A 21,578-nucleotide genomic window follows, 5' to 3' on the forward strand; every position below is an offset into this window, starting at 1 on the left:
ACCGCGCGCAAATATCTCGACTCAGACCGCCTCCTTCGGCTTATAAGGGGCCAACGGCACTGGCGCGCCAAATGCGGCGCGCGCCCTTTCGAGATGGCGAAATGAGCGCAATTCCACAATCGGGTGACAAAAAACCGGCGCCGGCGGCGTCCGGGTCGGAGGAATTCGCGCTTTACGAGTCCCGCAAGCAGATCTATCCGCAGAGCGTCAGCGGCCGCTTCCGCAACATCAAATGGATCCTGCTCGCCGTCGGCATGGCGGTCTATTATTTTCTGCCCTTCGCGCGCTGGAGCCGCGGGCCGGATTTGCCGTCGCAGGCCGTGCTGGTCGATCTGACCAACGGTCGGTTCTATTTCTTCGGGATCGAGATCTGGCCTCAGGAAGTCTATTACTTCACCGGTCTCCTCATCCTGGCCGCCTTCACCCTCTTCCTGATGAACGCCGTCGCGGGACGCATCTGGTGCGGCTATCTCTGTCCGCAAACCGTCTGGACCGATCTGTTCCTGCTGATCGAGCGCTGGACGCAGGGCGACCGCCGCGACCGGTTGAAAAAGGCCAAGCAGCCCTGGACGCTCGAAACGATCGCCGAGGCGATCCTGAAACATTCGCTGTGGCTGATGATCGCCTGGTGGACCGGCGGCGCCTGGGTGCTCTATTTCGCCGACGCCCCGACGCTCGTGAAACAGCTCGCGACCTTCCAGGCGCCCACGACAGCCTATGTCTGGATCATCATCCTGACCAGCACGACCTATCTGCTGGCGGGCTTCGCCCGCGAACAGGTCTGCCTCTATATGTGCCCCTGGCCGCGCATCCAGGCGGCGCTGACTGACGAATATGCCCTCAACGTCACTTATCGGGTGGATCGCGGCGAGCCGCGCGGCTCGGTGAAAAAGGCCAAGGTTCTGCGCGAGGCGGGCAAGCCCGCCGGCGATTGCGTGGACTGCAACCAGTGCGTCGCCGTTTGCCCGACCGGCGTCGACATTCGCAACGGCCTGGACATGGGCTGCATCCAATGCGGCTTGTGCATCGACGCCTGCGACAATGTGATGCGCAAAATCAATCGCCCGACCGGCCTCATCGGCTATGACACGGACATCAATGTCCAGCGCCGCGCCGAAGGATTGCCGGCGCTCAAAGCCCGCATCGTCCGCCCGCGCACGATCATCTATGTGGTGCTGATCTTGGCCGTCGCCTCGGCCATGGGCTTCAAACTGGCGACGCGCGGTAGCCTCGGGGTGGACGTCATGCACGACCGCAACCCCATTTTCATCAATCTGTCGGACGGGTCGGTTCGCAACGTCTATACAGTGCGCATCCTCAATCCGAAGGGTTACGAGCGCGAGTTCAATTTGTCGCTCGCCGGCCTGCCCCAGGCCCGGCTCTCGGTGATGGACGAACCCGTCGGCGGCCCCGCGGGCGTGCCGATCGTCGCGCCGCCCAACCAGACGCTGGAATTGCGCGTCACCGTGACCGCGCCGCCTGACGCGCATTTGCCACAAAGCACGCCCATTCAAATGGTTCTCACCGACGCCAAGACCGGTGAAACGGTGAAAAAGAACGACTATTTCAAGGCGCCGTGACGGCGCGGCAGCGGGATCGAGGTGAAAGGATGATTAGGGAAGAAAGCGACTACCGGCCGTCCGGGCGACCACTTAACGCGCGGACGGTGCTTCTGATCATCCTCGCCTTTTTTGGAATCATCCTGGGGGTGAATTTCATCATGGCGACTTTCGCCGTGAAAACCTTCAGCGGGCTCGACGCCAACGATCCTTACGACACCGGGCTCGCCTACAACAAGGAGATCGCCGCCGCCAAGGCTCAAGGCCTGCTGGGCTGGACGGTCGATCTCACCCGCGCCAACGATTCCGGCGCGACCCAGATCACGGTGAGCGTCAGGGACAAGGCGGGCAAGCCGGTGGAGGGACTCGACGCCTCGCTCGATTTCTATTTCCCGGCGACGCGCAAGTTCGACCGCACCGTCCCCGCGAGCCCGATCGCGGAAGGCGTCTATTCCGGCGCCGCAGCTCTGCGGCCGGGGCGGTGGGACCTCCAACTGACCCTCAGCCGCGCCGGAAAGCGCATGTTCCGCTCGCGCAATTCCTTCATCGTCGAATAATATGGCCGCGCCCGATTATTCGCATTTCGTCAAGACCGATGCGGACGGGCGGTCGCGGATCGACCTCGCCATCGACGGCATCACTTGCGCCGCCTGCCTCGGCGACATCGAGACGGCGATGAAGCGCCTGCCCGGCGTGATGACGGCGCGGCTCAATCTCACCAGCCATCGCCTGGCGGTGACCTTCGACGCCGCCACGACCGAGGCCGGCGCCCTGACCAGCGCGCTGGAGGCGATCGGTTATCGCGCCTATCCGTTCGAGCAGCGCAAAGTCGAGGCCGACGAGGCGGCGCGCTTCCACCTGCTGCTGAAATGCCTCGGCGTCGCCGTTTTCGCGGCCATGAACATCATGCTGCTGTCGATTTCGATCTGGTCCGGCGAAGGCGCGTCGATGTCGCCCGAGACGCTCGACTTCTTCCACTTCATCTCGGCGCTGATCGCTTTGCCGGCGGCGGCCTATGCCGGCCAGCCCTTTTACGTCAGCGCCTGGACATCCCTGCGCCAGGGCCGGCTCAACATGGACGTGCCGGTGACCATCGGCGTTTTCCTCGCTTTGGCGCTGTCGGTCTATGAAACCCAGCATCATGCGCAGCACGCCTATTTCGATTCCGCGATCATGCTGCTCGCTTTCCTCCTCGCCGGCCGGGTCATGGACCAGGCCATGCGCCGCAAGACCCGGGCGGCGGCGGGCAATCTCGCGGCGCTCAAGGGCGAGAACGCTCTGCGTTTCGCGCCGGGCGCGGGCGACGACGAGGACCATCTGGCGCTTACGCCGGTCGCCGCGCTCACCGAGGGCGACCGCGTCCTGATCCGCGCCGGCGAGCGGGTTCCGGCCGACGGCGCGATCGAGCGCGGCGCGAGTTCGGTCGACGAAAGCGCGATCACCGGCGAGACCCTCGGCAAGCCCGTGAAAGTCGGCGACAATATCTACGCCGGCTCGATCAATGGCGACGGCGCGCTCATCCTGCGAGTGACGGCAGCGGGGCACGCCGCTTTGATCGACGAGGCGGCGCGGCTGATCGACGCCGCCAGCGCCGCGCGTTCCGGCTATGTCCGGCTCGCCGACCGAGTGTCGCAACTCTATGCCCCCGTCGTCCATATCGCGGCGCTGGGGACTGGCCTCGCGTGGTGGCTCCTTCTCGGCGCCAGCGTCCACGACGCCCTGGTCATCGGCATTTCCGTCCTCATCATCACCTGCCCCTGCGCGCTGGCGCTCGCCGTCCCCGCCGTGCAGGCCATGGCGTCGGGCGCCTTTTTCCGCGCCGGTCTGTTCCTCAACGACGCGACCGGGCTTGAAAAGCTCGGCGAGGTCAATTCCATCGTTTTCGACAAGACCGGCACCCTCACCCTGCCCGAGCCGCGCGTCGCCAATGCCGGCGAAATCGCGCCCGATCTGCTCGAACTGGCCGGCCGCCTCGCCCATTCCTCTAGCCATCCTCTGGCGCTTGCCCTCGCCCGCTCGGCGCGGGCCGCCGCGCCATTGCCCGACGCGCGCGAGACGCCGGGCATGGGCGTGGCCGCGCCTTTCGGCGGCGGCGAGGCCCGGCTCGGCTCGGCCGCGTTCTGCGACGTGGAGCAGCCGGCGGGCGAAGCCGACGCCAGCGCCATTTTCATCCGCGCCGGCGAACGCTGGGCGCGGCTCCTGATCCGGCAGACGCTCCGCCCCGACGCGGCGAAAGTTCTTTCCTACCTGCGCGACAGCGGGCTGAACATTGCGATGCTTTCGGGCGACCGGCCCGAGGCGGCGGCGCCGATCGCGCGCGAACTGAAAATCGAAAGCTGGCGCGGCGGCCTGAAGCCCGCCGACAAGATCGCCTTCATCCAGGACTGGACCGCCCGCGGCGCGAAAGTCCTGATGGTCGGAGACGGACTGAACGACGCCCCGGCCCTTGCCGCCGCCTATGCGTCGATCTCGCCGATCGACGCCGTCCATCTCACCCAGACGCAGGCCGACGCCGTTTTCCTCGGCGAGCGGCTCGCGCCGGTGGCGGCGGCGATCGCCATCGCCCGGCGCGCGCGCGGCCTGATGCGGCAGAATCTGGCGTTCGCCATCGGCTATAATCTCCTGGCCGTGCCCGTCGCCATGTCTGGCCATGCGACGCCTCTGTTCGCCGCGCTCGCCATGTCGGCCTCATCGATTGTCGTCACCCTCAACGCCTTGCGCTTGCGCGGGCCGGGCAAAGGCGTCACTCTCCTCCTGCGGGAGGCGAAGGGATCGGCCGGCGATCCGGCGCGCAGAGCCAATGTCCACCAGCCGGCGGCGGCGCCTTAGGCCTGAGCCGACCGGTTCTCAGCGGAACGATGCGATGAATGTTCTGGTTTTTCTCATTCCCGCCGCCATCGGCCTGGGCCTGATCGGTCTTTACGGCCTGTTCTGGTCGCTCAAATCGGGACAATATGAGGATCTCGAAGGCGCCGCCTATCGAATCCTTCAAGACGACGACATCGAGAAGAAATGACGGCCTTGGATTCCTCCGTTCCCCAGGCCGGGACCGAGGACCCGTTCGAGGCCGGCGCGCCTGTCGCGCGCGCCGGGCGCATGGCCTGTTTCTGCCCGCCCGGGGCGCCTGCGCCGGGCGTCGCGCCGGAGTCTGCGCTTGCGGCGCCCGGCGTCGCGACCCTGGCGATCGGCTTCGCCCTGTCCGTCCTGTCGCAAAGCCTGACGCTCGGCATGCTGCCGCTCGCCGGCCGACTGCTCGCGCCCGACCTGCGCCTGATGGCCGCTCCCTATGTCGCCATGCTGCTCGGCGCGGCGGCGGCGACCTTCCCCGCCTCTTTCCTGCTCGACGCCTTCGGCCGCCGCGCCGCCCTGGCGCTCGGCGCGAGCCTCGGCGTCGCCGGCGGCCTGATCATGGCCTGGGCGCTCACTTACAACCTTTTCGCGCCCTTCTGCCTCGGAGCCTTCTGGCTCGGCGTCGCCCAGGGCTTTTCCCTGTTCTACCGCCATGAGGCGGCGCTCGGGTCGACTGCCGGGGCGCGGGCGCGCGCGGCCATTATCGTATTCGGCAGCGGCGGCCTCGCCGGCCTCATCGGCCCGGCGCTCGCCTTTTTCGTCGCGCAGGCGGCGCCCGCCTCTTTGTTCGCCGCCACCGCGCTCGCCGCCGCTCTGACCCAGGTGCTGGTGCTGGTCCTCGCCGTTCTCACCACGGCGCGGGCGCCCATCCTGCCCCATCGGGCGGCGCGGGCGGCGCCGCAACCGGACTGGCGGGCCTTCGTCGCGCCGAGCCTCGTCGCCGGCCTCGCCTGGTTCGGCATGACCGCCGCCATGGTCGCGGCGCCGGGCGCCATGGCCGGCTGCGGCATCGGCGTTCCGGTCGTGTTCAGCGCCATTTCCTGGCATGTCGTGGCGATGTACGCGCCGGCCTTCTTCACCGGCGCGCTCGCGCGCCGGCTCGGCGCCCAGACGATCGCCGCGCTCGGCCTCGCCCTCATCGCCGCCGCCTGGGGGCTGGAATATTTCGCGCGCGATTACTGGCGTTTCGCCTCGGCGCTGATCGCCGTCGCGGTCGGCTGGAGTTTCGCGACCGCCGGCGCTTCGTTAAAACTCTATCGCCGCGCCAATCCCTCGCGGGCCATGCTGGCGGCCCATGACGCTGTGCTGTTCCTTTCGGCGATCGCCGGCGCCATCGCCGCCGCCTTCTGGCTCCCGGTATAACAACGTCCCAGGAACGCCTCATGACGCCTGTCGCCAAAATCCTTTCGATCGCGGGCTCGGACCCGTCCGGCGGCGCCGGCGCCCAGGGCGACATAAAGACCTTTTCGGCCTTGGGCTGCTATGGGATGGCGGCGCTGACCGCGCTGACCGCGCAAAACACGCTCGGCGTGCAGGCGGTCCAGACGGTTCCGGCGGATTTCGTCGCGGCGGAGATCGATTCGGTCTTCTGCGACATTGCGGTGGACGCGGTGAAGATCGGGATGATCGGTTCCCGGGAGAATGTCGCGGCCATCGCCGACCGGCTGCGGCGCCACCAGGCGCGCAATGTCGTGCTCGATCCCGTCCTGGTCGCGAGTGGCGGCCACAGCCTCGGCGGCGACGACCTCGTCGCGCCCATCCGCGAGCAATTATTCCCGCTGGCGCGGCTGGTGACGCCCAATCTCATGGAAAGCGCCCTGTTCGCCGGCGACCGCATGCCCGAAAGCCCCGGCGAGATGCGCGCCATCGCCCTGAAGCTGCATGCGCTCGGCGCCCACGCCGTGCTGGTCAAGGGCGGCCATCTTCCCGACGGCGCGGCCTATGACCTGCTCTATGACGGCGCCGAATTCACCGAATATGAGGCGGCGCGCGTCGTCACCCGCAACACCCATGGCACCGGCTGCGCCTTGTCCTCGGCGATCGCGGCGCGGCTCGGACAGGGTGCCGGGCTCAAACAGGCGATCGCCGACGCCAAGGCTTTCTTGAGCGCCGCGCTCGAAGCCGGCGCGACCCTGGAGGTCGGCGCCGGCCACGGCCCGCCGAATCATTTCTTTGCTTTGTGGGGCGGCGCCGTCACACCCGGCGAATCGAGGTGATTTCGGAAAAATTGGTCGAGCGCACGCGGTCGCGGACAATGGCGAGCGGCTCGGCGGCGACGGTCATGGTATGGGCGTTGGCGTGCAGCAGGGTCTGCTCGTCGCGCATGATTCCGACATGGCCGCGCCAAAACACCAGATCGCCCCGGCACAGGCCGCGCATCCTTTTTTCGTCCACCTCGGCGGGACGTCCGAGCGCCGCCTCCATCATGTCGGTGTCGCGCGGCGCGGCGACGCCGATCGCGCCGAGCGTCACCTGAACGAGGCCCGAGCAGTCGATCCCGACATCGGTCTTGCCGCCCCACAGATAGGGCGTGTGCAGGAACATTTCCGCCAGCCCGACGAAATCGCTCAAAGGCCGGTTGTTGGCGGCAAGATGACGCATGAAGACATAGCCGCCGGAATGGATCTCGGCGAATTTGTCATCGGCGCTGACGACATGCGCCTCGGCGCAGAAAGGCAAGGCGTCGAGCGGCGGCGATTTGATGTCCGGCGCGGAAAAGACCAGTGTGTGGCGCACGCGCACGCGGTGCGTGGGCTTGACGACCCTGGGGTCGAGCGCCTCGGAGCGGATATAGCCGACATAGCGGTCGCGATCGAGCTGCACCCAGCACCAGCCGTCCTTTTCTTCGTAGGCGATCAGGGTTTCTCCATAGAGCGCCTGGGTGTCGGTGGCGGCGTCGTCCGACGGCGAGCGGCGCAGATCGACGTGGGAGGCGCTGATCTGCATGCGGCGTCCGCGGGCGTAGGAGGCGGCCGGGATCATGTCGCGAAGATGTTCCGCCGCGAGATCAGGGCGCGCCGGCGTCAGTCGTGGATCATAGTTCAAGTCGTTTCTCCCGCCCCCCGCGCGGGGAAGCCCAGATGCTTTAGCGCGACGGAATTAAGCAATATTTGCAATACCGAATTTCTCCTTAGCGAGGCTGAAGATGAGCCGCGCCGCCTGGGCCTCGCCGCCCTCGGGCCGCCCCGGCCGCGCGGCGGGCGTCCAGCCGTAAATGTCGAAATGGACCCAGGATCGACCAGACTCGCGGTTCGACTCGCTGCCCGGCTCGCCGCTCCTGCCGACGAAACGGCGCAGGAACAAGGCTGCGGTGATCGCGCCCGCCATCCCGCCGGCCGGCGCGTTGGTGAGCTGGCCGACCTTGCCGTCGAGCTTCGAATCATAGGCGTTCCACAAAGGCAGCCGCCACGCCGGATCGTTGACCGCCGCGCCGTGGCGGGCGATGTCGGCGGCAAGCGCATCGTCGTCGGTGAAGAAGGGCGGCAGGTCCGGCCCGAGCGCGACCCGCGCGGCGCCGGTCAACGTCGCGAAATCGACCAGCAATTCGGGCCTTTCCTCGTCGGCAAGCGCAAGGGCGTCGGCCAGGATCAGGCGGCCTTCGGCGTCGGTATTGCCGATTTCGACGGTAAGGCCTTTTCGCGAAGAATAGACGTCGCCGGGCCGGAAAGCCTCGCCCGAGACCGAATTCTCGACGATCGGCACGATCAGGCGCAAGGAAACGTCGACATCCGCCGCCATGATCATCGCGGCGGCCGCCAGCGACGCCGCCGCCCCGCCCATGTCCTTCTTCATCAGCGCCATGGCGCTTTCCGGCTTGATGTCGAGACCGCCGGAATCGAAACAGACGCCCTTGCCGACGAGAGTGAGCCGGCGCGCTCGCTTCGGCTTCCAGCGCAGATCGACCAGCCGCGGCGGCCGGGGCGAGCCCTTGCCGACGGCGTGGATCAGCGGAAATTCCCTCGCCAGCCGGTCGCCGCGAATCACCGCGACCTTCGCCCCGAAGGCCTGGCCGGCCGCGCGCACGGCTGCTTCCAACTCGTCGGGGCCGAGATCATTGGCGGGCGTGTCGATCAGGTCGCGGGCGAAAGCGACGCTGCTGGCGACCGACTCGATCTCGGCGGCGTCGATCCCTTCCGGCGCGATCAGCCGCGGCGCCTCGCGTCGGCTCTGGTAGCGCGCGAAACGATGCGCGCCGAGCAGAAAGGCCAGAGCCGCAAGATCCGGCCGCCGCGGCACGGTCGCAAAACGATAGACGCCGGGCGGCAGCTGATTGGCCAGGGCGCCGGGCTGGAAGGGATCGGCCTTGTCGCCGGCGTCGAGGAAGAAGACGACGCCCGGCGCCCCGTCCTCGGCCATGAACCACAGCAGACGTCCGGCCTTGGCCTCGAACAGGGTCGCCGCCGCAAATTGCAGCGCTTCCGCCGGCAGATTCGGCGCTTTGTTCGGCGCGGTCTGCGCGGCGGCGAAGGCTTGCGGCTCGACGAGCCAGACGGCGACCGCTTTTTCCTCGGGATTGGCGAATTTCAGTTTGGGCAGATCGACCATTGCGGAAGGCGCTCCATCGCGCCGCGCGGCGCAGGCATATTAACGGTCTATTAGGGTTAACGAATTATTCCTTCCTGGAGAAGCGTCAAGGCGTGCGCGAGGGCGGAGGAACAGCGGAACATGGGTGCAGCCTTCTTCAAGCCGCGCATGCTTGGCGGCGTCGCCATCGTCGCGCTTCTCGCCCTCTCGGGTTGCAAGACGGTCAATATGGACGACATCACCGGCTCGATCGGCGCGCCGTCCCGGCCCGCGTCCTCTTCGCCGGCCGATATGATGGCCTATTCCGAGCAATTGCGCCGTCTCTACGAAGCCCATCCCGACAACAGAAAAATCGCCATGGCCTACGCCAAGTCGTTGCGGGCGCGCGAACTCAACGACCAGGCGGCGGCGGTCATGCAGAATGTCGCGATCAAATATCCCCACGACCGCCAGGTGCTCACCGCCTTCGGCAAGGCGCTGGCCGACGACGGCCAGCTCCAGCGCGCCCAGAGCGTGCTGGCCCAGGCCGATTCGCCCGACGACCCCAACTGGTCAGTCGTCAATACGAGGGGCTCAATCGCCGACCAGCTCGGCAACCACCAGGCGGCACAGGAATTCTACGAAACCGCCCTGAAACTTTCCCCTGGCGAGCCATCGGTTCTGTCCAATCTCGGCCTGTCCTACGCTTTGTCGCGCGACCTGCCGCGCGCGGAGAGCGCGATGCGCCAGGCGGCGGCGAGCCCGCGCGCCGACATGCGCGAGCGCCAGAACCTCGCCCTGGTGCTCGCCCTGGAGGGCAAATTCGACGAGGCCGAACAGGTTTCCGAACGGGACCTGCCGCCGCAGCAGGCCAGGGACAATGTCGCCGCCATCCGCCAGATGATTTCGCAATCCAACACCTGGCGCGACATCCAGACCTCGTCCCCGCGACATGCCCAGATCACGACGCCAAGCCAGACCACGACGCGGAGCCGGATGGCGGCGGCGGGCCGCGGCAGGATTTTGTCGGTGGACCAGAGCGAAAATTCGGCGGCGAGCCGCAAAATGCAGCAGCTGAGCTTCGATTCCGTGGCGCGCTGACTTTTCCGCGCTTTTTTTTAAGAACGAACGACGCGAAAAGGGCGGCTTCCCTGAAGGAAGCCGCCCTTTTCGCGTCCTGCGCCTTCTCAATAGTTGTGGGACATGATCTGGATCACCGCCGGAGTCATGATGACGGCGAACAAGACAGGCAGGAAGAAGAGAATCATCGGCACCGTCAGCTTCGGCGGCAGGGAGGCCGCCTTCTTTTCCGCCTCCATCATGCGATGGTCGCGCGACTCCTGCGACACCACGCGAAGCGCGGTGCCGAGCGGCGTGCCGTATTTCTCGGCCTGGATCAGCGAGGTCGAGATGTTCTTGACCCCGTCGAGACCGGTGCGCTTGTAAAAATTTTCATAAGCCTGGCGCCGGTCCGGCAGATAGGACAGCTCCGCCGTGGTCAAGGCGAATTCCTCGGCGAGCGGCACCGAGCGGGCGCCGATCTCCTGGCTCACGCGGCGAAAGCCCTGCTCGACCGACATGCCGGATTCGACGCAGATCAGCAGCAGGTCGAGCGCGTCGGGAAAGGCCAGCCTCATGCTCTCCTGACGCTTGGCGATGATGTTGGCGATATAGATTTCCGGGCCCTTGAGGCCGCCATAGGCGAAACAGATCACGACCGACAGCCTGGTGATGAAAGACCAGTTGCTGTGCATCAGGACGAAGACATAGAGCGCGCTGACGACGGCCGCCGCAATCGGCGTGACGAGGCGGAAGAACAGGAAGCCGACTTCCGCCTGGGCGCCACGATAGCCCGCCATGGCGAGCTGCGACTTGGCCTCGTCGGTGCCCAGCCATTTCGAGAGGCTGTATTTATCGACGATGTCCTTCATAAAGGCCTTGGGCGTCTGCCGTAGCTTGCCCGTGTTGCGGTTCAGCAATTTTTCGCGTTCGCGCGCGCGGATGCGTTCGCGCTCCGAGGCGACGAGCTTCATCCGGTCGCCGAGCCGGTCGCCCTCGATCAGGGGAAGGCCTACCGAAAGCAGGCTGGCGACGGTGAAGACGCCGACGAGCAGCGCCAGCCAGCTTCGCGAATCGGAGACTTTCTCGACGAGCAGATCCATCATGGGCGTGCGGCCTTGTCGAAGTTCAGCGCCTGTTTCAGATGTCGAAGGCGATCATTTTCTTCATGATGAACGACCCGAGGGCCATCATGAAGACGCAGACGACGAGTGTGATCCGCCCCGTGCCGGTGGTCCACAGCAACGAGATATATTTCGGGCTGGTGATATAGACGAGCAGAGCGACGATCACCGGCAATGCGCCGATGATCATGGCCGAGGCCTTGGCCTCCGAGGAAATCGCCCTCACCTTGTCGCGCATTTTTTTGCGCTCGCGCAGGACGCGCGACAGATTGGTCAAAGCCTCGGCGAGATTGCCGCCCGATTTCTGCTGGATGGTGATGACGATGGCGAAGAAATTCGCCTCGGGCGTCGGGATGCGCAAAGGCAGGCGCTCGATCGCTTCCCCCGTCGACAGGCCGAGCGTCTGCGCCTCGACGATCTGGCGGAACTCGCCGCGCACCGGCTCGGAAGCTTCGGAAGCGATGATCCTGATGCAATCGTTCAGCGGCAGGCCGGCCTTCACGCCGCGAATGATGACGTCGATGGCGTTGGGAAATTCCTGGGTGAATTTCCTCAGCCGGCGGTTGGTGAGAAATTTCAGCACGAAATTCGGCAGGCCGAAGCCGCCGATGACGAGGCCGGTCAGTGCCATCGGCAGGCTGTGGGTGATCATGAGCAGCAGCAGCGTGGTCATCACGGCGGCGACGCCCGAAAAGACGAAAAAATTCGTCCGGCTCAGGTCGAGTCCGGCCTGGCCGATCCGCGTCTCGAGCGAAACCTTGGCCTTTTCGGAATTGCGCTGTTCGATTTCCTTGAGGCTGTCGGCGACCTGTTTGCGCCGCGCGGCCGCGTCCGTCACCCGCTCGCCGGGCGCGCGGCGCAGGCCGGTTTTCGAGGCGATCTGGGCCTTGCGCTTCTCCGCCGCCGCCTCGCCGGAAAGATAGGGGAAGACCAGCACATAGAAGGCGCCCGCCACCGTGATCACGGTGAGCATGATGATGAAGAGGGAACGGATGTCCATGATTCAGGCCGTCTTTCTCATTCGCCGGTATCCGAGGCGTCGAGCGCCGCCGCGAGCCGCTCCTCCTCGCCGAAATAGCGCGCGCGCTCCCAGAAGCGCGGGCGTCCAATGCCGGTCGAGCGATGGCGGCCCTTCAGCTTGCCATTGGCGTCCTCGCCGAGGATGTCGTAGAGGAACAGATCCTGGGTGATGACGACCTCGCCCTCGAGCCCCATCACCTCCGTGATATGGGTGATGCGGCGCGAGCCGTCGCGCAGGCGCGCGGCCTGGACGATGACGTCCACCGAAGACACGATCATTTCGCGGATGGTGCGCGGCGGCAGGGCGTAGCCGCCCATGGTGATCATGGATTCGAGACGGCTGAGCGCCTCGCGCGGAGAATTGGCGTGGAGCGTGCCCATCGAGCCGTCGTGGCCGGTATTCATGGCCTGGAGGAGGTCGAAGGCCTCCGGGCCGCGCACCTCGCCGACGATGATCCGCTCGGGACGCATGCGCAGGCAGTTCTTGACGAGATCGCGCATCGTCACCGCGCCCTGCCCTTCAAGATTCGGCGGGCGCGTTTCGAGCCGCACCACATGGGCCTGCTGGAGCTGCAGCTCCGCCGCGTCCTCGCAGGTGATCACGCGCTCGTCGCCGTCGATAAAATTGGTCAGACAGTTGAGCAAGGTGGTCTTGCCCGAGCCGGTGCCGCCGGAAATCAGGACGTTGCAGCGCACGCGGCCGATGACTTTCAGGATTTCGCCGCCCTCGGGCGAGATCGAGCCGAAGCGGACGAGCTGTTCGAGAGTGAGCTTGTCCTTCTTGAACTTGCGGATGGTGAGGGCGGGGCCGTCGATGGCCAAAGGCGGCGCGATGACGTTGACGCGTGAGCCGTCGAGCAGGCGCGCGTCGCAGATCGGCGAGGCTTCGTCCACGCGGCGGCCGACCTGGCTGACGATGCGCTGGCAGATGTTCATCAGTTGGGCATTGTCGCGGAAGCGCACGTTGGTGAGCTGGATCTTGCCGCCGACTTCGATGAAGGTGCGGCTTGCGCCATTGACCATGATGTCGGCGATGTCGTCGCGCGCCAGCAGGGGCTCCAGCGGGCCGAAGCCGAGCACGTCGTTGCAGATGTCGTCGAGCAAATCTTCCTGCTCGGCGATCGACATCACGACATTCTTGATCGAGATGATTTCGTTGACGATGTCGCGGATTTCCTCGCGCGCGTTCTCCGCGTCAAGCTTTGAGAGTTGCGAAAGGTCGATGGCCTCGATCAGTGCCCCGAAAATCATGCTCTTGGTCTGGTAATAATCGTCCGACCGGCGCACCTCCGGAGCCGGCGGTGGCGGTGGTGGCGGCGGCGCCGCCGTCGCCGGCGCGGGCGAGAAAGCTTCGCCGGCGGTCGGCTTCTGCGGCGTGCGTGGCGGGGCGCCGCTGGCGCCCGAGCGCTTTCCGAACATCGTCCTTCCCGTGCTCCTGTGACTCTACGAGGGCGCAACCTTAACCTTTGAAAACCGCGAGCAGCGGATCGAAAAGACCCTTGCGCTCGCGCTTGATGGCTGCCCGGCCGGTGGCGAGCCGCGCCAGATCCTGGAAAATCGCCGCGATCCTGGCGCCCTCCTCGACCTCGGCGATCATCTGGCCGTTATTGGCCGCGGCGCCGAACAGCTTGGCGTCGAAGGGGACGACGACCGACGGCTCCGCCTCGATCGCCTTGGCGAAATCGGCGCTCGAAATTTCCGGGCGTCTGGGCATGCCCACGCCGTTGAGCACGATGCGCGGCGCGGGGTCGTTGCGCCGCGCGCCGCGCAGATTGTCGAGCAGGCTCTTGACGTTGCGCAAGCTCGCGAGTTCCGGCGACGCCACGATCACGGTCTCGTCGGCGGTCGAAAGCAGACGGCGCGACCACGCCGTCCAGACATGGGGAACATCGAGGATAATGTGGGGCGTGGAGCCACGCAGGATTTCAAGCAAGGGATCGAAAGCCGTCTCAGGGAGATCGTAGGCGCGCTCGATCGTCGCCGGCGCGGCGAGGATGGAGAGCTTGTCGCTGCATTTCGACAACAGGCGATCGAGCAGATTGCCGTCGAGGCGGTCCGGCGAAAACACAGCCTCCGCGATTCCCTGGGGCGGGTCCTGGTTGAAGTCGAGCCCCGTCGTGCCGAAGGGCAGGTCGAGATCGACGATGACCGTCGCGGAATCGAGGTCGCGGGCGATGGACCAGGCGAGATTGTGGGAGACGCAGGAGGCGCCGACGCCGCCTTTGCAGCCGGTCACGGCGATGATGCGCCCGAGCGGCGCGGCGACGTCCTGATTGTAGAGCGAAGAGAGCGCGCTGATGAAATCGAGCACGTCGATCGGCTGGACCAGATATTCGCTCACGGCGCGCGCCATCAGCTCGCGATAAAGCGGAATGTCATTATGCCGCCCGACGACGACCACTTTGGTGCCAGCGTCGCAATATTCGGCGAGCGCCTCGAGGTGGCCCAGCAATTCGGCGCGCGAGGCGTTGGTTTCGAGGACGATCACATTGGGCGTCGGCGAGGTGCGATAGGCCTCGACCGCGGCGTGAGCGCCGCCCATGTTGACCTTGACATGGGTCTTTTCCATGCGGCGGTCGTCCGCCGCCTCGTTGATCGTTGCGGCCAGTTCGGCGCTCTCGCAAAAGGCCTGGAGGGAGATGCGCGGCAGCGGCGCGATGGACGTCGGATCCGGCGCGGGCGGATCGAGGGACTCGATGGCCATGGTTCAGTTTCCTATGCCGCTGATATTGCTGTTCTGGGTCTGCCAGGCCGTGCCGGGATCCCTGCCCTGGCGCACCGCGTCGATGGCGCGGCCGCGCATATGCGAATCGGGCGGGGCCAGCGCGCCAGGGCCGACGAGGTCGCGCGGATCGGCGACCTGGGTCGCCATCATCTGCTGGGTCGCGCAGCCGAAGTTCCAATATTGACGGTTTTCCCAGCCATGGACCGAGCCGCCCGAGGCGAGATCGTTGGGCCATTGGCCGCAGCGCGAATCGACCTTCGCGACGATTGTCCCATAAGAGAGGCGAACCGGCGCGGCGAGCGACGGATCGACGACCGGGTAGGTCATAACGCGCACCGCGCCGCGCGCGCCTCCAGCGGCGAGCGCGCGGCGCAGGCCGGGCACGGCGGCGCGCGCCTCGGCGCCGCTGCGCCCGCCCTGCGGAAGCGCCAGGGCGATCTCGCCCGATCCGTGGCTTCTGTATTCACGGGCGAATTGCCGGACCTGGGCCCAACTTCTTTGGTCGAGGGCGCCGTTGCGCACCTCGGGGAACACTTCGAGATGGGTTCGGCCTTCGCGGAGCTCGATCGGATGGCGGGCGCGGTAATCGTCCGGTCCGATCGATCCGGTGACGATGCGATCAGCCCCCGAGCAGGCCGCAAGCGGCGCGGCGAGGGCCAGAAGCGCGGCGAGTCTCATTCTTTTTGCGGTCAGCCGGCCGGCTTCGGTCCGGAGAGGGCGAGAGTGCGACATGTTGGTTCCGTTCGATCGTTGCGCTTGCCGTTTCGGCCTCGCGCCGGGCCCGCCGTCGGCTTTCGCCGGGCGGCCCGGGCGGGGCTCAATCGTGGATGAAGCCGACGCGTCCGCTGAAATGAGCGGCGGCTTCGGGATTATCAGTGGTCGAATAGAGCCTGTTGACGCGGCCGAGCAGCCAGGCCTGGGGGTCGTTGGCGTCGGCGAAATTGTCGTCGGGCCGCGCCAGCGCGCTGTTGGGCACGGCTTTGACCAGATAGGGCGTCACGATGATCATCAGCTCGGTCTCCTTGCGCTGGTAGTCGCGCGAGCGGAAGAGCTGACCGAGGATGGGAAGGTTCATCACGCCGGGCGTGCCGTTCATCGCCTGGTTGGAGCTGGATTCGATCAGGCCGGCGGTGGCGATCGAGCCGCCGCTCGGCAGTTCGACGGTGGTGTCGTGGCGGCGGGTGCGGAAGCCGGGCACGCTCATGCCGTTGATGACCGACGAGGTGGCGGGGTCGATGTCCGAGACTTCGGTCGCGAGCCGCAGCGTGATGCGGCCAGACGACAGGACGACCGGGGTGAAGTTCAGCGTCACGCCATAGGATTTATAGGTCACGCTTGCCTGGCAGTTCGACGTCGTTCCCGTGCCGGTGCAGACGGTGCCGGCGTTGATCGGCACTTCGCCGCCGACCGTGAATTTGGCGTTTTCGCCCGACACCGCAGTGACGGTCGGCTCGGCCAGGGTATGGGCGACGCCGGCGCGTTCGAAGGCCGTCAGGGTCTGGTTCAGGGTCCAGGGGCCGCCGAAATGGGTGACCGTGTTGAGCGCGCCGTCGGTCAGCGCGTTGCCGTTGATCGTGAAGGGATTTTGCTGGGTGAAGGTGCCCCAGTTGCCGGCGAGCGTCGAGGAGGACACGCCGAGCTGTTTGGCGATGTTGCGCTGGATTTCGGCAATGGTGACCTTGATCATCACCTCGTCGCGGCCCTTGATCGTCATGGCGTTGACGACCATGCCCGCCGCGGGCGCGCCGGTTGGGCCGCCGCCGGCGCCTTTATTGAGGCTGTCGACGAAGCCCTTGGCGATGTCGAGCGCGGTCTGCATGTCGCCGGGCGAATCGACCTCGCCGGTCAGGATGATGGAATCGTTGACGGTTCGGGCGACGATATGCGCGCTCGGCAAAGCGGTGTGGATGATGCTCTGCAATTCGCCGATGTCGCGGCCGATCGATAGCTCCAGAGTCGCGATCCGGCGTCCCTGCTTGTCCATCGCATAGATCGTGGTCTGGCCGGTCGCCTGGCCGATGATATAGATCTTGCGGGGGGAGCGGACGACGGCGTTGGCGACGGCGGGATTACCGACGAAGATTTCGCCGGCGGCGGCGGGAAGATTGACGATGAGCGACTTGCCGACGCCCATCGTGATACGGCGCACGGCGTTCGTTCCCTGGAAGGCGATCTGTTCTCCGTTATAAGCCTGCGTATATCCCTCCGTCGCCGGCGCGGCGAAGGCGAGCAAGGCGACTAGGCTTCCGATCAGCCTGGGGCGGTTCATCTGCATCGTCTTTCACTCCTGGGCGGCGCTGTTCGGCTCCGGCCCGCCATTGATCATTTGCCGCGCGACTGGGTGGCTACGCCCGCGCGCACCACGGTGATGGCGCGGTCGTGATTTGCATTGTTCACCGCGACCGGGACGGAGGACGGCTGGCTGTCCTGCATCGAGCGCAGGACCAGGGAGAGCTGTCCCACTCGCTGGGCGAGGATGACGGCTTCGGCTTCCGCCGGGGTCAGTTCGAGCGTCGCGGTCGTGCCCGACGCATAGGGCTGGCCGTTCTTGTCCTGGGTGTTCTGGCCGATCGCGAGAACGCGGACATTCTGCACGATCGTCTCGCTCACATAGGCGTCGCCCGCACCGGACTTGGCGGCGTCCTCGTCACGGTAAATGCGGATCACGTCGACGCGGTCGTTGGGCAGAATGAAATTGCCCGCCGTGGTGGCGCCGCTGCCCTCGATATTGATGGCGACCGCGCGATAGCCGGGCGTCAGCATCGCGGAGAGATAGCCGGAGGCGCCGCCCTTGAACAATTTCTCGCGCCGGATCGGCTCGCCCGCCAGGATCGAGCCGCGCACCACCGAATCCTTGATGTCGTTCATGGCGTTGGGAGCAGCGGACTTGTAAATGAGGCCCGGGAGCGAATCGTCCTTCGGCCAATCGTGCCATGCCAGATCGCTGGGCTGAAGGACCGAGCCGAAATTGAGCTCATGGGCGGCCACGAGAACCTGCGCCGAGGCGGCCGCGCGCGGCGCCTGGACGATCCTGACCGGGGGCGGCGGCTCCGGGCGCGAGAGCACGAGATAGGACGCGCCGACGCCGGAGGCCAGAACAACGCCGAGAAAGATGAGCCGCGCTTTTTTCATGGCTGTTTCAACGGTCCATAGTGAGGTCCAGTTGGGACGTTGACCGAATTGAAACAGTGAAAGGTCAAATTAAGGTTAATGGAACGTCACGAAATTTACGCGCGTTAACAAACCAGGCAAAAAAAACGCCTCGCGGAAGCGAGGCGTCGGCGGGCGAGGCGGCGCGACCGTTCAGGCGGCGAAGGCGCTGAGGTAAATCCGGGTCTCGGGATAAAGAATCAGGCCGGCGGCGGCGAGCGCAATGCCATAGGGCACGCCATTGTCCTTGTCATGTAGGCGCATCAGCCACGCCCGGGCGCGCGCCCAGCCCGGCATGGGAAGCCGGCGGAACTGCAGCAGGACGAGGGTGAGCAAGCCGCCGATCACGGCCGAGCCGAGGCCATATTCAGCAAGATGCTCGAAGCCCATCCACACCGCCGTGGTCGCGGCGAGCTTCGCGTCGCCGCCGCCGATCCAGCCGAAGGCGAACAGCGTGAAGGTGATGGCGAGAACCATCAAGCCGGCGGCGAGATGCAGGCCGATGGCCGTCGCCGGCACGCCGAACAGAAAGGCGAGAACAACGAAGGCGGCGACGAGGACAATCGAAATCCAATTCGAGATCGTCATGGTGAGCAGATCCGAAAAGGCCGCATAGGTCATCAGCGCCGGGAAAATGACGATCGTTAAGGCGTCGAGCATGGCGGGTCCGCGAGTTGGAGGCGCCGGCATCATGGCGCGGGGCGATTACCCCTTGGTTACTGCGCCGGGCGCAGGCCGCAAAGAGAAACCCCGGACCAAGGCCCGGGGCTTCCACATGTGCGGCGAAAATACGCCGGCGTCGCCGAAATCTTAGTTGAGGGCGCTGGAAATCGAACCGAACTTGGAGCTCAGGTTGGTGCCGATCGAGGTGAAAACGCCGATGCAGACGACGGAGATCAGGGCGGCGATGAGGCCATATTCGATGGCGGTGGCGCCGGACTGGTCATTCATGAAACGGGTAACGAGGGTCTTCATATTTTGCTCCTGTTTACGCGACTTGCGCTACGGCGCTGGCAAGCGGTTCGGGGTCAGCGCCGTTGAAGTCACCTTACGGAGGACAACTTGCTGGCAGGTTAACGTTGCTTCATGCAAATCCTTACCGCGAAGCAAGCCAAAGTTCTTGCAAACAACTTCCCTCAAATCCCTGAAACAGACTGAGCGCGACGTTAACCTGCCACGACGCCGTTTCGCTGCGGAAAACGCCTCGCCGCACAGAAAATTTAGCAATCGTTCACCAAGTCATGTCTTAATTGCGCCGATAGGTTATCGTCGACGCGTCGAATGCGCCCCAGCGCCGTTCCGCGATCCGGTTGGCGGCCGCCCGTGAACTCCACGGCGGCATTTGATTTCGGGAGAGGTTCATGCGTCTTCGCGCGTTTCGTTTGATCGGCGTCGCCGCCGCCGTCATGGCCGGATTGCTCGCGCATTCCGAAGCTTCGCCGGCTACGAACGACGTCGTGCAGGTCACCGTGGACAAGGCGCGCGTGGCCCGCATTCCCGACAAGACCGAAACCCTGATCGTCGGCCAGCCCGGCATAGCCGACGTCACCATGCTCAAGAACAGCAGCATGGGCGTGATCACCGGCAAAAGCTTCGGCGAAACCAATCTCATCGCGCTCGACGCCAAGGGCGATCTGCTTGGCGAATGGACGGTCCGGGTCGGCGCCTCGAAACCCGATCTTCTCCTGCAGAACGGTCTCAATCAGGAGAGCTTCATCTGCAATCCCCAGTGCCTCCCGACGATCGATCTCGCCGACGCCAAGGCGATCGCCGCCAATCGAACCGCCGCGGTCGCCGCGCACAACGCCTTTGCAATGGGCAAGTGACGCCAGGCGGACCGGAATACGTCCTTCACCCCGCGTAACCTTATGGCAATCTCCGCCGCCGATAATGGCCGAACCGACGAAGTCGTCGCTCAGACGTTTGGGCCGGGCATGCCGATCGGGGATCGATCGATGGAGCAGAGTGAAACGCGAGGCTCGTCCGCGCCGAAACAGAAGCCTGGACTTCTCGCGCGTTTCGCTCGCGGGCGCGGGGGCGTCGCGGCGATCGAATTCGCCATGGTCGCGGTGCCATTCCTCGGCTTGCTCGCCGCAATCTTCGAAACCGCCTTCGTCTTTTTCGTGCAGGAATCCTTCGAGAACACGGTCAATGACGTCGCGCGCCAGGTCCTGGTGAACAGCTTCTCCGGCGACACGACGCAAACGGCGACCGCTTTCAAGACCAACACCTTCTGCCCCGCCCTGCCGGCCGTCATCACCTGCAGCAAAGTCGCGCTGAACGTCCAGGCCTTCGATCCGTCCTCCACCAGCTTTTCGGCCATCGGCTCCGGCGTCACCACGTCCTGGCACAATAACCCATCCGGAAACGTGAATCTCGGCTCGCCGGGATGGATCGTCGTCTTCCAGGCCTTCTATCCGATGCCGGTCTATCTGTCCGTCCTGGAGGCGACCAGCGCTGACACCTTCGACAATCTCTTCGGCCACACGTCGAAATCCGTTTACCGGGATCCCAATAATGCAGCGCTCTTCGTCCACGCCATTTTTTCGACCGTGGTTTTCAGGAACGAGCCATGACCGGACGCGGGCGTAGAAAGCTCACCCAGATCTTCGAAAAGGCGGCGGCGGCGGCCGCAAAGCTGCGGAGCGAGGCGAAGCGGCTGCGCAGCCGCAAGGCGGGCGTCATGGCGGTGGAGTTCGCCCTGATTCTGCCCCTGATGCTGACCATCTATTTCGGCGTCGTGGTGCTTTCGCAAGGACTCGAAGTGGGACGCAAGGTCCAGCTCCTGTCGCGGACGCTCGCCGACCTCACCACCCAGACCCTGCCCGGAACCTCATCCACGGGAACCTGCGCTCACGGAACGACGGTGAGCGGCGTCGACATGGCGAGCGTTCCCTGCCTGACGGACACCGACCTCACCAATATTTTCAACGCCTCGACCGCGGTGCTGTTTCCGTTCTCCAACGTCGCCAACATGACGCTCACCGAGGTCGTCTTCGACAATGTCAGCAGCAACAACGCCGCCTGCTGCCGCGCGCGGGTGGTATGGAGCGTAGGCTTTGGCGCCAACCCGACCCTGCGCGCCTGTGGACTGCTGACCCAATCGGCGAATGGCGTGAACGGCCCGGCCGATATGCCGGCCGGCTTTTATCCGGGCGGCATGGGCGACGCGGTGACGAGCGGCCAAGCCTATGTCGCCAGCGGCAACAAGACGGACAATTTCGTCATTGTCGCCGACGTCTCCTATAAATTCGCGCCGAATTTCGGCTTCGAGCCCTATCAATGGAACCAGCCGCTGAATGGCGGCTCGGGCTATACGATCACGCAAACGACCTATATGAACCCGCGCTTCCGCTCGTCGGTCACGCAACCGGCGACCACGCCGCCCCGTTACGACCAGCTTATTTATTGGCAGCCAAGCGGCGGAATCACCAGCTATAACTTCTGTCAGGTCGGCAATGCGATAAACAAGTACAATGTGCCGTGAGGCGCAGGTCGCGCGCGAGAGCGGGATGGTTTCCGAATAAGACTTCCCGCGCCGGCGCCTCTATATTGGCGTGATAATTTTCAAAAGTCGTTTCCACGTTT

At 65.5% G+C, this 21,578-nt stretch carries 21 protein-coding genes; 10 read left to right on the forward strand and 11 right to left on the reverse strand.

Annotation, left to right across the window (positions count from 1 at the left end; translation table 11 throughout):
- Nucleotides 1–101 precede the first annotated feature (101 nt).
- The 6 genes from ccoG to thiD are packed head-to-tail and all read left to right on the forward strand — an operon-like array spanning nt 102 to nt 6,625.
- A complete protein-coding gene (ccoG, locus tag K2U94_RS18210) occupies nt 102–1,580 on the forward strand; it encodes a cytochrome c oxidase accessory protein CcoG (RefSeq protein WP_243068571.1) in 1,479 nt (492 codons plus the stop codon).
- 29 nt (nt 1,581–1,609) lie between these two features.
- Nucleotides 1,610–2,116 carry a FixH family protein gene (locus K2U94_RS18215; RefSeq protein WP_243068572.1) on the forward strand — a complete coding sequence of 169 codons (507 nt, stop codon included), beginning with the start codon at nt 1,610–1,612 and terminating at the stop codon, nt 2,114–2,116.
- A 1-nt stretch (nt 2,117) separates the two neighbouring features.
- Nucleotides 2,118–4,388: a heavy metal translocating P-type ATPase gene (locus tag K2U94_RS18220; protein WP_243068573.1), complete on the forward strand. Its 2,271-nt coding sequence runs from the start codon at nt 2,118–2,120 to the stop codon at nt 4,386–4,388.
- 34 nt (nt 4,389–4,422) lie between these two features.
- Nucleotides 4,423–4,575 (forward strand): cbb3-type cytochrome oxidase assembly protein CcoS, encoded by a 153-nt coding sequence (ccoS, locus tag K2U94_RS18225; RefSeq protein WP_243068574.1) that lies wholly within the window; start codon nt 4,423–4,425, stop codon nt 4,573–4,575.
- Nucleotides 4,572–5,771 (forward strand): MFS transporter, encoded by a 1,200-nt coding sequence (locus tag K2U94_RS18230; RefSeq protein WP_243068575.1) that lies wholly within the window; start codon nt 4,572–4,574, stop codon nt 5,769–5,771. The genes ccoS and K2U94_RS18230 overlap by 4 nt, the downstream gene beginning before the upstream one ends.
- Before the next feature lie 20 nt (nt 5,772–5,791).
- Nucleotides 5,792–6,625 carry a bifunctional hydroxymethylpyrimidine kinase/phosphomethylpyrimidine kinase gene (gene thiD, locus K2U94_RS18235; protein ID WP_243068576.1) on the forward strand — a complete coding sequence of 278 codons (834 nt, stop codon included), beginning with the start codon at nt 5,792–5,794 and terminating at the stop codon, nt 6,623–6,625.
- Here thiD and K2U94_RS18240 read toward each other — a convergent pair.
- Entirely contained in the window at nt 6,603–7,454 is an 852-nt protein-coding gene (locus K2U94_RS18240) for a C40 family peptidase (protein ID WP_243068577.1), read from the reverse strand. The genes thiD and K2U94_RS18240 overlap by 23 nt on opposite strands.
- A 54-nt stretch (nt 7,455–7,508) precedes the next feature.
- Entirely contained in the window at nt 7,509–8,954 is a 1,446-nt protein-coding gene (locus K2U94_RS18245; RefSeq protein ID WP_243068578.1) for a leucyl aminopeptidase family protein, read from the reverse strand.
- A gap of 120 nt (nt 8,955–9,074) precedes the next feature.
- Here K2U94_RS18245 and K2U94_RS18250 point away from each other — a divergent pair, with 120 nt between their 5' ends.
- Nucleotides 9,075–10,013 (forward strand): tetratricopeptide repeat protein, encoded by a 939-nt coding sequence (locus tag K2U94_RS18250; RefSeq protein WP_243068579.1) that lies wholly within the window; start codon nt 9,075–9,077, stop codon nt 10,011–10,013.
- A gap of 86 nt (nt 10,014–10,099) precedes the next feature.
- On the opposite strand, the gene K2U94_RS18255 is transcribed toward K2U94_RS18250, so the two are convergent.
- From K2U94_RS18255 to K2U94_RS18295, 9 genes are all read right to left on the reverse strand, one after another.
- On the reverse strand, nt 10,100–11,077 hold the full coding sequence (locus tag K2U94_RS18255) for a type II secretion system F family protein (protein ID WP_243068580.1): 978 nt from the start codon (nt 11,075–11,077) through the stop codon (nt 10,100–10,102).
- Nucleotides 11,078–11,111: 34 nt separating this feature from the next.
- Complete coding sequence (locus K2U94_RS18260) at nt 11,112–12,095, reverse strand: type II secretion system F family protein (RefSeq protein ID WP_243068581.1); 984 nt, start codon at nt 12,093–12,095, stop codon at nt 11,112–11,114.
- A gap of 17 nt (nt 12,096–12,112) precedes the next feature.
- Nucleotides 12,113–13,534, reverse strand: a complete 1,422-nt coding sequence (locus K2U94_RS18265) for a TadA family conjugal transfer-associated ATPase (protein ID WP_243068582.1) — start codon at nt 13,532–13,534, stop codon at nt 12,113–12,115.
- A gap of 40 nt (nt 13,535–13,574) precedes the next feature.
- A complete protein-coding gene (locus K2U94_RS18270; RefSeq protein ID WP_243068583.1) occupies nt 13,575–14,819 on the reverse strand; it encodes a CpaE/TadZ family protein in 1,245 nt (414 codons plus the stop codon).
- 3 nt (nt 14,820–14,822) lie between these two features.
- Nucleotides 14,823–15,518: a CpaD family pilus assembly protein gene (locus K2U94_RS18275; protein WP_243068584.1), complete on the reverse strand. Its 696-nt coding sequence runs from the start codon at nt 15,516–15,518 to the stop codon at nt 14,823–14,825.
- A 139-nt stretch (nt 15,519–15,657) separates the two neighbouring features.
- Nucleotides 15,658–17,115 carry a type II and III secretion system protein family protein gene (locus K2U94_RS18280; protein ID WP_243068585.1) on the reverse strand — a complete coding sequence of 486 codons (1,458 nt, stop codon included), beginning with the start codon at nt 17,113–17,115 and terminating at the stop codon, nt 15,658–15,660.
- Nucleotides 17,116–17,162: 47 nt separating this feature from the next.
- Nucleotides 17,163–17,972 (reverse strand): Flp pilus assembly protein CpaB, encoded by an 810-nt coding sequence (gene cpaB / locus K2U94_RS18285; RefSeq protein WP_243068586.1) that lies wholly within the window; start codon nt 17,970–17,972, stop codon nt 17,163–17,165.
- A gap of 171 nt (nt 17,973–18,143) precedes the next feature.
- Nucleotides 18,144–18,650, reverse strand: a complete 507-nt coding sequence (locus K2U94_RS18290) for an A24 family peptidase (RefSeq protein WP_243068587.1) — start codon at nt 18,648–18,650, stop codon at nt 18,144–18,146.
- A gap of 150 nt (nt 18,651–18,800) precedes the next feature.
- On the reverse strand, nt 18,801–18,965 hold the full coding sequence (locus K2U94_RS18295) for a Flp family type IVb pilin (protein ID WP_243068588.1): 165 nt from the start codon (nt 18,963–18,965) through the stop codon (nt 18,801–18,803).
- 386 nt (nt 18,966–19,351) lie between these two features.
- Between K2U94_RS18295 and K2U94_RS18300 the strand changes: the two genes are divergently transcribed.
- The 3 genes from K2U94_RS18300 (at nt 19,352) to K2U94_RS18310 (ending at nt 21,477) form a co-directional block, all read left to right on the forward strand.
- Nucleotides 19,352–19,816 carry a pilus assembly protein N-terminal domain-containing protein gene (locus K2U94_RS18300; RefSeq protein WP_243068589.1) on the forward strand — a complete coding sequence of 155 codons (465 nt, stop codon included), beginning with the start codon at nt 19,352–19,354 and terminating at the stop codon, nt 19,814–19,816.
- A gap of 129 nt (nt 19,817–19,945) precedes the next feature.
- Nucleotides 19,946–20,566 carry a TadE/TadG family type IV pilus assembly protein gene (locus K2U94_RS18305; protein WP_243068590.1) on the forward strand — a complete coding sequence of 207 codons (621 nt, stop codon included), beginning with the start codon at nt 19,946–19,948 and terminating at the stop codon, nt 20,564–20,566.
- Nucleotides 20,563–21,477 carry a TadE/TadG family type IV pilus assembly protein gene (locus K2U94_RS18310; RefSeq protein ID WP_243068591.1) on the forward strand — a complete coding sequence of 305 codons (915 nt, stop codon included), beginning with the start codon at nt 20,563–20,565 and terminating at the stop codon, nt 21,475–21,477. The genes K2U94_RS18305 and K2U94_RS18310 overlap by 4 nt, the downstream gene beginning before the upstream one ends.
- Nucleotides 21,478–21,578 lie beyond the last annotated feature (101 nt).

The sequence above is a fragment of the Candidatus Rhodoblastus alkanivorans genome, from assembly GCF_022760755.1.
In the GTDB taxonomy this organism is placed as follows: domain Bacteria; phylum Pseudomonadota; class Alphaproteobacteria; order Rhizobiales; family Beijerinckiaceae; genus Rhodoblastus; species Rhodoblastus alkanivorans.